Below are 13,391 nucleotides of genomic sequence, written 5' to 3'. Positions count from 1 at the left end.
ATCGCTGTCAATCGGCCAGTCGCACGCTGAAGAGCTTCCTCGCCAGCTGGGTCAACGAGCCGGGCTTCGTCGGGTCGAACGTGAATGTCGCACCACCCTTGCAGCGGAATCCGACGGAGGGAGGCGTTCCGGCACCACCGCCACCACCAGGCGGGACCGATGGGCTCGGTGACGGACTCGGTGACGCGCTGGGTGACGGGCTGGGTGCCGGCTTCAGAGAGCAACGCGGCTCGATCACAGCCTTGGCCTCTGCCGTTCCGTGGACTCCCTCACTCCCAGGAATCACCGAGTCTCCAACGGTGCCGTTGGTCCTCACCGAGACCTTGAACTCCGGCAGATTCGCTTGACACATCACCGCCGTGGCGTCGTTCGTGCCGGCGAAGACATCGGCTTTCGCACAGGCGCCCGCGCCGACCAGGCGGTCTCCCGTGACAATTTGTTCCCAGTCGTCCTGGGTGAGAGTGAGCAGGTTGATCCCGTCGAACGCGTTGTCCCGCACTTCGCGTGCGGCGGCGAGCACCGCCGCGTCTGCGGCGCCCTGTGCATCGCTGCGGGTAGCGCCGGCCATGCCCACGACTACGAACGCGAACGCGGCGAAGAGCAGCCCCGTCACCGCCACGACGTAGATAGGGAAGGCCTGCCCTTCGTCACGCGACCGCGCGGCGCCCATCAGTTCGCCGTGATGTCCGCCAGTGCCTGCGTGATGGCGTTCGCGATGGCGGCTGCGAGGCCCGACCCCACGATCGCGCCGATGATCAGCACGATGATGACGATGATCCCCAGGTATTCGAAGACCGTCTGGCCCTGATCCCGACCATGCTTGTTCTGCCGTTCGACGATCGCCTTGAGCAGTTTTGGCTTCTGCATGGTGGTCCCCTCCAGGGCCGGCGCCGATGTCGATTCGCGGACGGTACGACCGGACACCAGCAGTTGCAAAGGGCCCCGGGACCCAAATACGGACCCACTGCGCACTCCGTCTACCCATGGCCTGCCACCCCCGGACGGGCGGTTCCCAGCCAACGCGCTATCGCCTCGCTTCGCGTCGCGCTCCGGAGCTTCGCGAAGATCCGGTTGATGTGGTTCTTGACCGTCTTCTCACTGATGAAGCAGGTGGCCGCGATCTGCTGGTTGCTCATTCCGGACGCGATGAGGTCCATGACCTCCTCCTCACGCGAACTCAGCCCAAATGCAAGGCGGTTGAGACGGTGCCCCTGCATAGACTGTGCCACAGTTCGTTGCGGATGCGAAGAGGTGCGCAGTGCGGCGAGTACCGCACTCGCCGCCGTCGGGCTGAAGTGCGCCCTGCCCGCCCGTACGTCCCGTACCGCCGCCACCAGGTGGTCCGGCGTGAATTCACCGTGAACCAGATAGCCTCCCGCGCCCAGCAGTAAGGTCTCCCGCACGATCTCGGCTTCCTGGCTGTACGTCAACATCAGTACGGAGGCGAGCTGTACGAGGTGCGGCAGAGCCGAGATACCGTCCACGCCGGGCATGCGTACGTCCAGCAGGACCACGTCCGGGGCGTGCTCCCGGGTCAGGTGGAGGGCCTCTCGGCCGTCCGAGGCGGTCGCCGCCACCTCCATGTCCGTGGCCGCGGTCAGCAAAGCGGCGAGGCCCGCACGTACGACCGGGTTGGCGTCTGCGATCAGGACGCGCGTCAACGCCGCCATCACCGGCCCCCGAACATCGCGCCGAAGTCGACGTTCGCCCCGTACACGAACCCGCCGATCAGGAGGATCATCGTGCCCGGCAGCATGAACATGGTGACGGCCAGCGTCGCCCGAGGGACGGCTCGCGCCGCCCGCCGGCGGGCGTTCTGGGCGTCTGTTCGGCGCATGTCCTCGGCAATCGCGATCAAGGTCTCGACGATCGGCGAACCGAGTTCCTCGCCCTGTTGGAGAGCCGTCACGAACTGCGCGACCTGTTCGCTGTCGTTGCGACGGCGCAGCTCGTCGAAGGCCTGGCGGCGGCTGACTCCCATGGCCATCTGCTGGAGGGTGATCCGGATCTCGTCGGACCACGGACCCTTGTACTTGTCCGCCACCCGCTCCAGCGCCGGCCGGAAGCCGAGCCCGGCACTGACCACGACCGCGAGGACGTCGAGGAAGTCGGGCAGGGTCCGCTCGATGTGGTCGCGGCGGATCCGGATCGCCGACCAGAGCCCGACCTCGATCCAGAAGAAGCCGAAGGCGACCATGAGCAGTGCCAGGATCAGCTGACCGTTGATCAGCATGGCGAAGGCGCCGACCCCGCCGAGGAGGGCGTAGACGGCGCGACGCGCGGCGTAGCGGTCGATGGTCAGGCCGGACGGGTTGCCTGCGGAGTCGATCTGTCGGCGTTTGCGTGCCACCCGGTCAGGGCCCATCAGGCGCAGTATCAGCGGGGCGTAGCGGATGCCCATCCGGTCGACCAGGGAGCCGACGGCCGTCGTGCGGGTGGCGCCGACCTCCAGGGCGAGGGCCAGGTCGGTGGGTAGTTTGACGTCGGCGCGGTAGAGCCGGATGCCGTGGAAGGCGCCGAGGACCGAGAGGGCCACGGCCAGGGCCAGGAGCAGTGCGATCATCGCCGCCTCCTCATACGTCGATCTTGGACAGGCGGCGGATGAGGACGAAGCCGAGGGCGAAGAGGCCGAGGGCGACCAGGACGGCGGTCTGCCCGATGACGGAGCCGGTCATCCGGTCCAAGGCGCCCGGCATCATCGTGTCGACGAGGAGCAGCGAGCCGACGCCCAGGATCGGTACCAGGTAGGCAGTCACAGTGACCTGGGAGAGCTGGGTGCGGATCTCGCGCCTCGTCTCCTTGCGCTGTTCCAGGGTCACCGTCAGGTTGCGGAGGCTGTCCACGATCGCGCCGCCCGCACGGGCGGACAGCACGAGGGTGGAGACGAGTACGACCAGCTCGCGCGAGGGCAACCGTTCGGAGATCTCACCGAGTGCCTCTTCGATTGAGTGGCCGACGGCGAGCCGGTCCGTGACGCGCGCGAGTTCCTCGCCGGCGGGGGCTTCGAGCTCTTCGGCCGCTATGCCGATGGCCGTGCGCAGGGCGAGGCCGGCCTGAGTGGCATTGGCGAGGATACGGGCGAGGTCCGGAAGCTGGTTGATGAAGCGTTCGGTGCGGCGCGCCCGCTGCCAGTTGAGGAAGGCGTTGGCAGCCCACACTCCGATGAGACCGGCGACCGGTCCGAAGAAGGGTGCGAGAAAGGAGGCCGAGATGAGCCATATCCCGGCGATCGCCGCGCACATGTAGACGAAGTACTCGCCGACGGTCAGGTCCAGGCCGGTCACCCCGAGCTTGATCTCGATGCGGCGGCCCAAGGCAGTCTTGCGCAGTCGGCGGTCGACCTTCCGGAAGCGGCGTACACGTCCCAGGGGTTCGGGGACTCCGCTTGCGGACAGGCGCTCGATGAGGGCGGCGCGCTGGGCACGGCCGGCCAAGTACGCCTGGAGGCCCACGACGACGAATACGCAGCCCAGCAGCGTGACGCCGAGAGTGGCAAGGATCAGTGGGTTCACAAGGCGGTCCGGGTGATGCGGGCGGTCAGGGGGTCTTCGGGTGCGACGCCGAAGGCCTGCGGGATGGGCTGGTTGTTCATGTACAGGCGTTCCGCGACAAGGCGGGGAAGTGGGTAGTACAGGAAGTGGCCGTGCACCCGCCCGTCCCCTCCCATGGGCTGCGCGGCGAAGCGGCACACGGTGGTGATGCGGAAGGGCTCATGCCCGTGAGAGTCGAGGATCGAGATCTCGGTGATGCGGCGCGAGCCGTCGCCGAAGCGGGTCAGCTGGACGATGACGTTGACCGCGCTGTTGATCTGGTCCTGGAGCGCTTCGAAGGGCACGTCGACCTCCGACATGGAGGCGAGCGTCTGCAGGCGCATCAGCGCGTCCGAGGAGCTGTTGGCGTGGACGGTGGCCAGCGAGCCGTCGTGGCCGGTGGACATCGCCTGGAGCATGTCGAGGGTCTCGCCGCCGCGGACCTCGCCGACGATGATGCGGTCGGGGCGCATGCGCAGGGAGTTGCGTACGAGGTCGCGGATGGTGATCTGGCCCTTGCCCTCCACGTTCGCGGGACGCGATTCGAGGCGGATGACGTGGGCCTGCTGGAGCTGGAGTTCGGCCGAATCCTCGATGGTGATGATGCGTTCGCCCTCGGGGATCAGGCCGGAGAGGGCGTTGAGGAGGGTGGTCTTGCCGGTGCCGGTGGCCCCGGAGACGATCACGTTCATCTTCGCCCCGACGAGCCCGGACAGCAGGATCAGCATCTGCTCGTCGAGCGAGCCGAGGGCGATCATCTCGTGCAGGGTGAAGGCGCGAGGGAAGCGGCGGATGGTGAGGGTGGCGCCGGTCAGGGAGAGCGGCGGGATGATGACGTTGACGCGCTCGCCGCTGGGCAGGCGTGCGTCGACCATCGGATTGGCCTCGTCCACGCGCCGGTTGACGGTGGAGACGATGCGCTCGATGGTCTGCATCAGCTGTTCGTGCGAGGCGAAGCGGATGGGAAGCTGTTCGACGCGGCCGGCGCGTTCCACATAGATGTGGTCGGGGCCGTTGACCATGATCTCGGAGATCGAGGCGTCTTCCAGGAGCGGTTCGAGGACGCCGAGCCCGAGGGCCTCGTCGACGACGCGACGGATCAGTTGGGCGCGCTCGACGGTGGAGAGGACGGGTCCCTCGCGGCTGATGATGTGGCCGAGTACGCGCTCCAGGCGCGCCCGGCGCTCGGCCGGCGCGAGCGCGGACATCTCGGCGAGATCGATCTCCTCCAGCAGCTTGGCGCGGTAGGAGGAGATCAACCGGCCGTCCTCACGCGGGCTGTGCGATTCGTCGGGGGTGTTGACCCTGGAACGAAGGCTCATGGTCAGGGTCCCTCCGGGTCGTCGTTGGGCATGGTGGCCGTGCGCGTGACGGACTGTTCGCCCACGCCCGGCACGATGGACTTGATCGAGATGCGGACTGTTGCCGTGACGGCGTCCCCTGGCTTGCTGATGGCGATCGAGGCACGGGGACGCAGGCTTTCCTTGATCGCCGCCAGGCCTGCCGCCGTTCCCGCGTCCGGCTTGCGGGCCTCCACGCGTGCCGCCGTACGCGCTGCGGTCTGCGCCTGCTGCACGACGTACGCGGTCCAGCCCAGCTGGATGCCGCAGAGCGCGACCAAAATCATGATCGGGAGGAAGCCGAGGTACTCCAGGGTTGCCTGCCCCCGGTCCTTCGTCAGGAGCGAGCGCCGGTTGCGCAGCCGATCCATGTCAGTCCTCCTCCTCATGCGAGGAGCCGGCCTCACCCACGATGGGGACGCCGATGTTCAGAGCCGGAATGATGATCGGAAGGTTCAGGGTGACCTTGGCCGTTGATACCTCGCCGGACGTCCCGCACTCCACGCCCATGTTCCACGCGGAACCGACGTGCGCGTGGGCCGCCTCCTCGCAGGAGCGCCCCACCGCCCCCGCCCGCGCCGCCTCGTCCGCCGCGTTGCCCGCCAGGGAGAAGGCGTAGCCGATCAGTACGCACTCCCACACCGCCGCCACCAGCAGCAGGATCAGCGGCACCGTGCCCACGAACTCGATCGCCACCTGGCCCCGGTCCCCGCGCCCCGGTCTGCGGGCGGGCATGCGTCAGCCCTCCCGGCCGCGGCGCAGGCGGGCCACCGGGCCCGACGCGCGGACCGCGAGCGAGGCGCCCGGGGCGGTGGCGGCGGTCGGGGTGGGGTCCGGGGTCGACAGCAGGCCCAGTTCGCCGGCCAGGGTCCACAGGGCCTGTTTGACCGTCGAGCGGTTGTCGAGGTCCTGGACGCGGCCCGCGTCGACCACGGCCTGGAGTTCCTTGAACGCGGCCGGGACCGGGGTGCGGGTGGCGCGGGTCTTGGTGATCTTCTCGATCAGGGCGGGCTGGATCTCCGTGTGCTTGCTCCAGCGGTTGACGACCATCGCGGTGTCCTCCGCCTTGCGCACCTGGAGCCGTTCCCACATCCGGACCATCCGCTTCGCCGCCCGGACCGCGACCACGTCCGGGGTGGTGACCAGCACCGCCACGTCCGCCATCTCCACGGCGGCCGCGTTGGCCCCGGTGACCTGGGTGCCGCAGTCGACGACGACGAGTTCGTAGCGGCTGCGCAGGGCTCCGACGATGTGCCGGGCGGCCCGGTCGTCGACCTCCTCGCCGCGTTCCCCGTCCGCCGGGGCCAGCAGCAGCGCCAGACCCGAGGCGTCGTCGTAGACGGCGTCCTGGAGGACCCGGGGGGAGATGTCCTGGATCCCGGCGAGGTCCGCGACCGAGCGCCGGAACTGCACGTCGAGGTACGAGCCCACGTCGCCCGCCTGGAGGTCCAGGTCGACCAGTGCGGTACGCCGCCCGGAGGCGGCCGCGGCCAGCGCGAACTGCACGGCGGTGAAGGTGGTGCCCACGCCGCCCTTGGCTCCGGTGACCGTGACGACCCGGCCGCCCGGACCGGTGAAGACGTCGGCGGAGGCGCCGCCGCCGAGGTGGCGGCGTACGCCCACGGACCACTGGGCGGCGGCCTGGACACGGGCGGCGAGTTCCTCGTAGGAGAGCGGGAGGCCGATCAGGCCGCGCGCGCCCGAGTCCATGGCGGCGGAGAAGAGCCCGGGGCCGGAGTCCGAGGAGACCAGGACGACGCCCACGGCCGGGAAGCGCAGGGCGACCTCCCGGATGAGTTCCAGGGCGGGGACCGGGCCGATCCGCTCGTGGACGAGGACGACCTCGGGGAGTTCGTCGATGGAGTCGGCGGCGAGACGGGCCAGGGTGTCCAGGAGCGTGGTCGCGTCCGGGACGGGGGCGGCCGGCTCGGCGGCCGGCAGCTGGCTGAGCAGCGTCACGATGGCGCGCGCGGCGTCCGGGTCGCCGACCGCGGGGAGGATTCGGGTGGTCATCCGGGCCTCACCTGTCCCCGTCGAGGGTGTACGTGCGGTCGCCCGGGGCGGGCGCCGAATCGGTGCCGGGGGCCACCAGGGCCAGGCGTACGTGCTCCGCGAAGGACTCGGCGTAGGCGACGCGCTGGGTGTCCTTGGTGCTCAGGGCGAAGGTGATCGGAACGGCCTCGGCGGGGCCCTTGCGATCGGTGTCCTTGTCCAGGGCGGTGAGCTTGCCGACGCCCAGGACCCGGGCGTTGGCCACGATGATCACCGACCGCGAGGGGTCGGTGTCCTTGGCCCCCTTGAAGGTGGCGAGGATGTTGACCTTGGCGCCGGAGGTGATCTTCCCGGCCACGCCCGTGGCCGCGTCGATCATGATGGCGATCTCCTGCTCACCGGGCTGCAGCTGCGGCCGGTCGACGAACATGTCCGCCTGGAGCAACGACCCCTTCTTCAGGGTGGTGAGCGCGATCTTGTCCTTGAGCGCGCCGAGGTCGGAGACGGCGGTGTCGGACAGCCACCGCTCGGGGATCCTGACCTCCTCGAACTGCGCGGCCGACAAAGGGCTGTACGGGGCTATGTCGCCCTTGGCCCGGTAGGCGACGACCTCGGCGCCGACCTTGGAATTGACGTCGCCGATCACCACGAGGACTCCGGCGAAGGCCCCCAGTGCGCACAGGACCGACAGGAGCAGCAGGATGACGCCGCGGCGCTGGCGTGAGTTCATGGGCCTTACCTACCTCGCCGTTCTTCATTCATTCGTGCGTTCGAGTGATCAGGGTCTGGAACGGGCGGTGCGCGCGGGCGTGGGCGGCGGCGGTGCGGTGAGCGGCGCCGCGCAGAAGCCGCAGCGGTCGCCGATGAGTTCGAGGCCGCACCAGCGGCACTCCTCCCGGCGGACCGAGGCGACCAGTTGGTAGAGCACGGACAGGTCCGGGATGCCGGCGGCGAACTCGACCAGCTTCGGGGTGCCCCACCAGCCGGGGGACGAGGCCGGCAGCGGGTTCTCCAGGACGCCCTGCACCTGCCAGGCGGGGGCCAGTTCGGCCGTGACCCAGTCGGAGGCGAGCTGGCCGCGGGCGAAGGTGAGGTGCGTGGCGAACTCGGGGCCGGCGGGCAGTACGGCGCCGCGGGGGCCGTGCGCGCCCTGGGAGTTCGTGCCCAGCTTCGCCAGGTGCGGTTTCGGGTGGGCCATGACGGCGAACTGCGCGCTCGGCGACCAGGATCTGGCGTGGGCGCCGAGGCCGACCGGCACCCGGACCCGGTCGAGTTTGGCGACCGAGCCCAGCAGGGCGCCCGCGTAGATGTAGTGGGGCAGCAGCCGGGCCGCGGAGGCGATGATTCCGGGGCTGAAGTCGCAGACGCTGAGCTGGCGCAGCTGACGCGCCAGCAGGGCCGTTCCCAGCGGCGGCAGATCGATGCCGAGGAGCGCGATCCGGTCGGTTTCCAGGATGGCGCGTACGGTGTGCAGCCGTTGGACGGTGGAGCGCGGCAGCCACGGCGGTACGAGGGCCACGAGGTGGCCGTGCCGCTCCAGCACGGCGCCCGTCTCGGCGAGCGCGCCCTCCAGGTCGAGCTGCTCGGGCGGGTGCAGTAAGGCGGCGCCGGGTGTGTGCCGGTCAGGGGCCGGAAGTACCAGATCGGCGCTGGTGACAGCGATGGCGGTCGGCACGCGCATTCCCCCGTTCCCCCACGTACGCCCCCGTACGCCCAGTACGCCGCGGGCACTTCACGTGCCCGGCGCGCGCTCGGCACGGACCTGACGCGGACTCGACGCGGAGTCGTCACGGACTACCCGCGTCCGCGCCCGCACTGCGCGACCGCATCCGATCGACCCGCTCCCCCCTTGCTCCAGCACCATATCCGCGTCACCCCTGGCGGGGCAGGGCCTTGCGGATTCCCGTGCTAACAGCACGCGTCACAGGCGGCGGAAACCCGGACAACAGGGATCGCGTAGCGGGCCGTTTCAAGCCACGTCGCGAAGACTCTTGACACGAGGATTGGTCTGGACCAACTTGGCAGTCAACGCCTGGAAGCGGACCCACCCCACTCGGTCCGCCCCTTTCCACACCCCTTTCCCTCCCCCCACCGGAGCCCACGTGAACCGCATACGCTCCCTCGCCCTCCCCATCGCCGTCACCCTGACCGCGGGCGCCCTGTCCGCGCTCGCCGCCGGTACCGCACAGGCCGCCGACGTGAACGTCGCCCGCAACGGCGGCTTCGAGTCGGGCCTGGCCAACTGGTCCTGCACGGGCGGAACGGGCACCTCCGTCTCCTCTCCCGTCTACGCCGGATCCGGCGCCCTGAAGGCCACCCCGGCGGGCCAGGACAACGCCCGCTGCAGCCAGACCGTCACGGTCAAGCCGAACTCGACGTACACGCTGAGCACGCAGGTCCAGGGCAGCTACGTCTATCTCGGCGCGACCGGGACCGGCACCCAGGACGTCTCGACCTGGACGCCCGGGTCGGGCACCGGCTGGCAGAAGCTCTCCACCACCTTCACCACCGGCCCCGGCACCACCCAGGTCACCGTCTACACGCACGGCTGGTACGGCCAGCCGGCCTACGTCGTCGACGAGTTCAGCGTCTTCGGCCCGGACGGCGGAGGCGGCACCGACCCCGGCCCGTCGGTCCCCGGGGCCCCGGCCGGGCCGGCCGTTTCCGGCCAGAGCGCGAACGCCCTCACCCTTTCGTGGAACGCGGTCGGCTCGGCCACCGGCTATTACGTGTATCAGGACGGCGTCCGCGTGAAGACCGTGACCGGCGGCGCCGCCTCCACCCAGATCACCGGGCTCACGGCCGCGACCTCGTACTCCTTCCAGGTGAGCGCGTACAACGCGGCGGGCGAGGGCCCGAGGTCCGCCCCGGTGACCGGCACCACCACCGGTACCGACCCCGGTCCGGGCCCCGGCCCGGCCGTCCCCAAGCACGCCCTGACCGGCTACTGGCAGAACTTCGACAACGGCGCGACCGTCCAGAAGATCTCCGACGTCTCGGCGCAGTACGACATCATCGCCGTCTCCTTCGCCGACGCCACCACCACACCCGGCGCCATCACCTTCAACCTCGACTCGGCCGGCCTCGGCGGCTACACGGTGGACCGGTTCAAGGCCGACATCGCCGCGAAGAAGGCGGCCGGCAAGTCGGTCATCCTCTCGATCGGCGGCGAGAAGGGGACCATCTCGGTCAACGACTCGACGTCCGCGAACAACCTCGCCGACTCCGCGTACGCCCTGATGCAGCAGTACGGGTTCTCCGGCATCGACATCGACCTCGAGAACGGCCTGAACCCCACCTACATGACGCAGGCCCTGCGCTCGCTGTCCGCCAAGGTCGGCTCCTCGCTCGTCATCACCATGGCCCCGCAGACGATCGACATGCAGTCCCCGCAGGGCGGCTACTTCAAGACGGCGCTGAACATCAAGGACATCCTCACCGTCGTCAACATGCAGTACTACAACAGCGGCTCGATGAACGGCTGCGACGGCAAGGTCTACTCCCAGGGCTCGGTGGACTTCCTCACCGCACTGGCCTGCATCCAGCTGGAGGGCGGCCTCGACCCCTCGCAGGTCGGCATCGGCGTCCCGGCCTCGCCCAGCGGCGCCGGCAGCGGCTACGTGTCCCCGACCGTCGTGAACAACGCCCTGGACTGCCTGACCAGGGGGACGAGCTGCGGCTCCTTCAAGCCGTCGAAGACCTACCCGGGGCTGCGCGGGGCGATGACCTGGTCGACGAACTGGGACGCCAAGGCGGGTAGTGCTTGGTCGAACTCGGTGGGTCCCAAGGTCCACGGGCTCCCGTAGGCGGTACCTGTGGGGGTGGCCGGAATCGGTTCGGCCGACACAGCGTGTCCTTGACCGGGACATGCCACGAGAGCACGCTGTGCGCGTCCGCACGGCTACCCCCACACTCCCCACCCAGGAGAACGCATGCGGCTCCATACCCGCCGAAGGGCCACCCTCACGGCGGCCCTGCTGGCGCTCGCGCTGGGCGCACCCGCCTACGGCATGAGCGCGACGGCCTCCCCTCCGCCCACCCCTTCCACGGCCACCCAGGACGAGGCGATCGTCCAGTACCGGATCCACGGCCCCTCCACCGCCGCCGACCGCACCGCCCTGCTCCGCACGGGCGTCTCGATCGACGAGGTGGACGACCACACGGTCGTGGTCAGCGCCGACACCATGCAGGCCAAGAAGCTCAAGGAGCTCGGCTACCGGCTGACGCCCCTGCCCGGACCCCCGGACCGCTCGCTGCCCGGCATCGCGGCGAGCCCGATGGACTTCCCCTCGGCGGACTCGAAGTACCACAACTACGCCGAGGCGACGGCGGAGATCAACCAGCTCGTCGCGCAGTACCCCGCGATCGCGAGCAAGCAGGTGATCGGAAAGTCGTACCAAGGCCGGGACCTCATCGCCATCAAGATCAGCGACAACGTCGCGACGGACGAGGCCGAGCCCGAGGTGCTCTTCACCGCCCACCAGCACGCGCGCGAGCACCTGACCGTCGAGATGGCCCTGTACCTGCTCAAGGAGTTCACCTCCAAGTACACCAGCGACTCCCGGGTCGCGAGCGCGGTCAACGGCCGCGAGATCTGGATCATCCCGGACCTCAACCCGGACGGCGGCGAGTACGACATCGCCACCGGCTCCTACCGCTCCTGGCGCAAGAACCGGCAGCCGAACGCCGGCTCCTCCTACGTCGGCACGGACGAGAACCGCAACTGGAACTACAAGTTCGGCTGCTGCGGCGGCTCCAGCAGCAGCAAGAGCTCCGAGACCTACCGGGGCGCGGCCGGCGAGTCGGCGCCCGAGGTCAAGGTCGTCGCCGACTTCGTACGCAGCCGGATCGTCGGCGGCAAGCAGCAGATCAAGGCCGGCATCGACTTCCACACCTACAGCGAGCTCGTCCTGTGGCCGTTCGGCTACACCTACAACGACACCGCCCCGGGCCTGACCGCCGACGACCTCGCCGTCTACAAGAAGATCGGCACCAGCATGGCGGCGAGCAACGGCTACACGCCGGAGCAGTCGAGCGACCTGTACATCACGGACGGGACGATCGACGACTGGCTGTGGGGCAACCAGAAGATCTTCTCCTACACCTTCGAGATGTACCCGGAGAGCGGCGGCGGCGGCTTCTACCCGCCGGACGAGGTCATCGACCGCGAGACCACGCGCAACAAGGACGCGGTGCTGCAACTGCTGGAGAACGCCGACTGCATGTACCGCTCGATCGGCAAGGAAGCCCAGTACTGCGCGACGCCGTGACCGGCTGAGCGTGTGAAAGGGGCGCCCCACCGCCAGGGGGGCGCCCCACCCGCGCGTCGGGCCTCAGCCCAGGACGGCGAGGGCGTCGATCTCGATGAGCAGCCCGGCCGGCAGGCCCACGTACACGGTGGTACGGGCGGCGGGGGCCTCCTTCAGGCCCTGCTCCTCGAAGTAGGCGTTGTAGATGCCGTTCATCTCGGCGAAGTGCCCGGTGTCGGTGAGGTAGACGCGGATCATCATCACGTCGTCCCAGCCCGCACCGCCGGCCTCCAGGACGGAGCGGACGTTCTCCAGCGTCTGGAGGGTCTGCTCGCGCAGGGTCGGCCCGGCGGGGGTGGGCGGCTGCCCGTCGACGTGCGGGAGGAAGCCGACCTGGCCGGCGACCTGGAGGAGGTTCCCCTTCCGCACGCCGTGCGAGAACTTCGCGGGCGGGGTGGTGTGGGTGTCGGGCGTGACGGCGATCTTCTCGCTCACGGGCTCTCCTGGGTTCCTGAGTAGTCCTGGCTGATGGCTTCGGCGGTACGCAGCACCTGCGGCAGCAGTTCGAGCAGCCCCTCCGCGGGGACCACCACGCCGGGCGCGGATATCGACAGCGCCGCGACGACCCGCCGGTCCGGCCCGCGCACGGGCGCCCCGAGGCAGTTGATGGACTCCTCGTGCCCCCCGAGATCGGTGGCCCAGCCCTGCGCCCGTACGAGGTCCAGTTCGCGCAGGAAGGCCGCCGCGTCCGGGGTGGAGCGGGCGGTGTAGCGGGGGTACTCGATCCGGTCGGCGAGGGCCCGGAGCTCGACCTCGGGCAGGTCGGCGAGGAGCAGCTTGGCCACGGCGGCGACCGTGAGGGGCACGGGTCTGCCGATGCGGGAGTACATGCGGACCGGGTAGCGGCTGTCGACCTTGTCGACGTACACGACCTCGTCGTCCTGGTGGAGGGCGAGGTGAACGGTGTGCCCGGTGGCCCGGTTCAGCTCGACGAGGTAGGGATGTGCGATCTCCCGGACGTCCAGGTTCTCGATGGCCTCGGCGGCGAGGGCGAAGAGCTGCGCGCCGAGGCGGTAGCGGCCGTCGGGGCGGCGGTAGACGAAGCCGCGCTCGTGCAGGGTGCGCAGGAGGCGGAGCGCGGTGCTCTTGTGCACGTCGAGCTCGTCGGCCACTTCGCCGAGTCCGGCGGGCCCCTTCGCGAGCAGCGGCAGCACCGCGAGCGCCCGCTCCACCGACTGGCTCATGCCGCGTCCTTTCGTGACCGTCACTGCCAACACCGG

15 protein-coding genes are annotated in these 13,391 nt (G+C 69.8%); 2 read left to right on the top strand and 13 right to left on the bottom strand.

The genetic code is table 11. The features are described from left to right. Positions 1 to 7 precede the first annotated feature (7 nt). Genes BCL76_RS21775 through BCL76_RS21725 form a run of 11 tightly spaced genes read right to left on the bottom strand, consistent with a single transcriptional unit; the run spans position 8 to position 8,543 of the window. Positions 8 to 670, bottom strand: coding sequence for a pilus assembly protein TadG-related protein (locus BCL76_RS21775; protein WP_109781135.1), 663 nt, complete (start codon positions 668 to 670; stop codon positions 8 to 10). Next, positions 670 to 936: a hypothetical protein gene (locus tag BCL76_RS21770; protein WP_258309833.1), complete on the bottom strand. Its 267-nt coding sequence runs from the start codon at positions 934 to 936 to the stop codon at positions 670 to 672. The genes BCL76_RS21775 and BCL76_RS21770 overlap by 1 nt, the downstream gene beginning before the upstream one ends. Before the next feature lie 41 nt (positions 937 to 977). Next, the gene (locus BCL76_RS21765) at positions 978 to 1,670 is read right to left on the bottom strand and encodes a response regulator (protein WP_109781367.1); all 693 of its coding nucleotides are present in this window, start codon (positions 1,668 to 1,670) and stop codon (positions 978 to 980) included. Next, positions 1,670 to 2,560 (bottom strand): DUF5936 domain-containing protein, encoded by an 891-nt coding sequence (locus tag BCL76_RS21760; RefSeq protein ID WP_109781366.1) that lies wholly within the window; start codon positions 2,558 to 2,560, stop codon positions 1,670 to 1,672. Before BCL76_RS21760 ends, BCL76_RS21765 begins: the two co-directional genes overlap by 1 nt. 13 nt (positions 2,561 to 2,573) lie before the next feature. Further along, positions 2,574 to 3,512 carry a type II secretion system F family protein gene (locus tag BCL76_RS21755; protein ID WP_109781133.1) on the bottom strand — a complete coding sequence of 313 codons (939 nt, stop codon included), beginning with the start codon at positions 3,510 to 3,512 and terminating at the stop codon, positions 2,574 to 2,576. Further along, positions 3,509 to 4,852: a CpaF family protein gene (locus BCL76_RS21750; RefSeq protein WP_109781132.1), complete on the bottom strand. Its 1,344-nt coding sequence runs from the start codon at positions 4,850 to 4,852 to the stop codon at positions 3,509 to 3,511. Before BCL76_RS21750 ends, BCL76_RS21755 begins: the two co-directional genes overlap by 4 nt. 2 nt (positions 4,853 to 4,854) lie before the next feature. Further along, positions 4,855 to 5,241, bottom strand: coding sequence for a TadE/TadG family type IV pilus assembly protein (locus BCL76_RS21745; protein WP_258309832.1), 387 nt, complete (start codon positions 5,239 to 5,241; stop codon positions 4,855 to 4,857). A gap of 1 nt (position 5,242) precedes the next feature. Continuing rightward, a complete protein-coding gene (locus tag BCL76_RS21740) occupies positions 5,243 to 5,605 on the bottom strand; it encodes a TadE/TadG family type IV pilus assembly protein (protein ID WP_109781130.1) in 363 nt (120 codons plus the stop codon). 3 nt (positions 5,606 to 5,608) lie between these two features. Then, positions 5,609 to 6,883, bottom strand: a complete 1,275-nt coding sequence (locus BCL76_RS21735) for an AAA family ATPase (RefSeq protein ID WP_109781129.1) — start codon at positions 6,881 to 6,883, stop codon at positions 5,609 to 5,611. A 7-nt stretch (positions 6,884 to 6,890) separates the two neighbouring features. Beyond that, positions 6,891 to 7,592 (bottom strand): Flp pilus assembly protein CpaB, encoded by a 702-nt coding sequence (gene cpaB, locus BCL76_RS21730; RefSeq protein ID WP_109781128.1) that lies wholly within the window; start codon positions 7,590 to 7,592, stop codon positions 6,891 to 6,893. Positions 7,593 to 7,640: 48 nt separating this feature from the next. After that, complete coding sequence (locus tag BCL76_RS21725) at positions 7,641 to 8,543, bottom strand: hypothetical protein (RefSeq protein WP_109781127.1); 903 nt, start codon at positions 8,541 to 8,543, stop codon at positions 7,641 to 7,643. A gap of 421 nt (positions 8,544 to 8,964) precedes the next feature. Here BCL76_RS21725 and BCL76_RS21720 point away from each other — a divergent pair, with 421 nt between their 5' ends. Continuing rightward, positions 8,965 to 10,668, top strand: a complete 1,704-nt coding sequence (locus BCL76_RS21720) for a chitinase (RefSeq protein WP_109781126.1) — start codon at positions 8,965 to 8,967, stop codon at positions 10,666 to 10,668. Between the two features lie 126 nt (positions 10,669 to 10,794). Beyond that, positions 10,795 to 12,132 carry a M14 family metallopeptidase gene (locus BCL76_RS21715; protein ID WP_109781125.1) on the top strand — a complete coding sequence of 446 codons (1,338 nt, stop codon included), beginning with the start codon at positions 10,795 to 10,797 and terminating at the stop codon, positions 12,130 to 12,132. A gap of 63 nt (positions 12,133 to 12,195) precedes the next feature. Here the strand turns inward: BCL76_RS21715 and BCL76_RS21710 are convergent, their stop codons facing one another. Continuing rightward, entirely contained in the window at positions 12,196 to 12,606 is a 411-nt protein-coding gene (locus BCL76_RS21710; RefSeq protein WP_109781124.1) for a RidA family protein, read from the bottom strand. Further along, positions 12,603 to 13,355 (bottom strand): IclR family transcriptional regulator, encoded by a 753-nt coding sequence (locus BCL76_RS21705; protein ID WP_109781123.1) that lies wholly within the window; start codon positions 13,353 to 13,355, stop codon positions 12,603 to 12,605. The genes BCL76_RS21710 and BCL76_RS21705 overlap by 4 nt, the downstream gene beginning before the upstream one ends. Positions 13,356 to 13,391: the final 36 nt, after the last annotated feature.

It is taken from the genome of Streptomyces sp. CG 926, from assembly GCF_003148825.1.
In the GTDB taxonomy this organism is placed as follows: Bacteria; Actinomycetota; Actinomycetes; order Streptomycetales; family Streptomycetaceae; genus Streptomyces.
The sequence above is the reverse complement of the archived record's forward strand: the minus strand, read 5'-3'. Positions and strand labels throughout refer to the sequence as shown.

What these genes read in the sequence shown, in the direction of transcription:
- BCL76_RS21705 (WP_109781123.1), bottom strand. Translation starts at nt 13,355, where the DNA reads ATGAGCCAGTCGGTGGAGCGGGCGCTCGCGGTGCTGCCGCTGCTCGCG.
- cpaB (WP_109781128.1), bottom strand. Translation starts at nt 7,592, where the DNA reads ATGAACTCACGCCAGCGCCGCGGCGTCATCCTGCTGCTCCTGTCGGTC.
- BCL76_RS21775 (WP_109781135.1), bottom strand. Translation starts at nt 670, where the DNA reads ATGGGCGCCGCGCGGTCGCGTGACGAAGGGCAGGCCTTCCCTATCTAC.
- BCL76_RS21725 (WP_109781127.1), bottom strand. Translation starts at nt 8,543, where the DNA reads ATGCGCGTGCCGACCGCCATCGCTGTCACCAGCGCCGATCTGGTACTT.
- BCL76_RS21765 (WP_109781367.1), bottom strand. Translation starts at nt 1,670, where the DNA reads ATGGCGGCGTTGACGCGCGTCCTGATCGCAGACGCCAACCCGGTCGTA.
- BCL76_RS21750 (WP_109781132.1), bottom strand. Translation starts at nt 4,852, where the DNA reads ATGAGCCTTCGTTCCAGGGTCAACACCCCCGACGAATCGCACAGCCCG.
- BCL76_RS21715 (WP_109781125.1), top strand. Translation starts at nt 10,795, where the DNA reads ATGCGGCTCCATACCCGCCGAAGGGCCACCCTCACGGCGGCCCTGCTG.
- BCL76_RS21745 (WP_258309832.1), bottom strand. Translation starts at nt 5,241, where the DNA reads ATGGATCGGCTGCGCAACCGGCGCTCGCTCCTGACGAAGGACCGGGGG.
- BCL76_RS21735 (WP_109781129.1), bottom strand. Translation starts at nt 6,883, where the DNA reads ATGACCACCCGAATCCTCCCCGCGGTCGGCGACCCGGACGCCGCGCGC.
- BCL76_RS21740 (WP_109781130.1), bottom strand. Translation starts at nt 5,605, where the DNA reads ATGCCCGCCCGCAGACCGGGGCGCGGGGACCGGGGCCAGGTGGCGATC.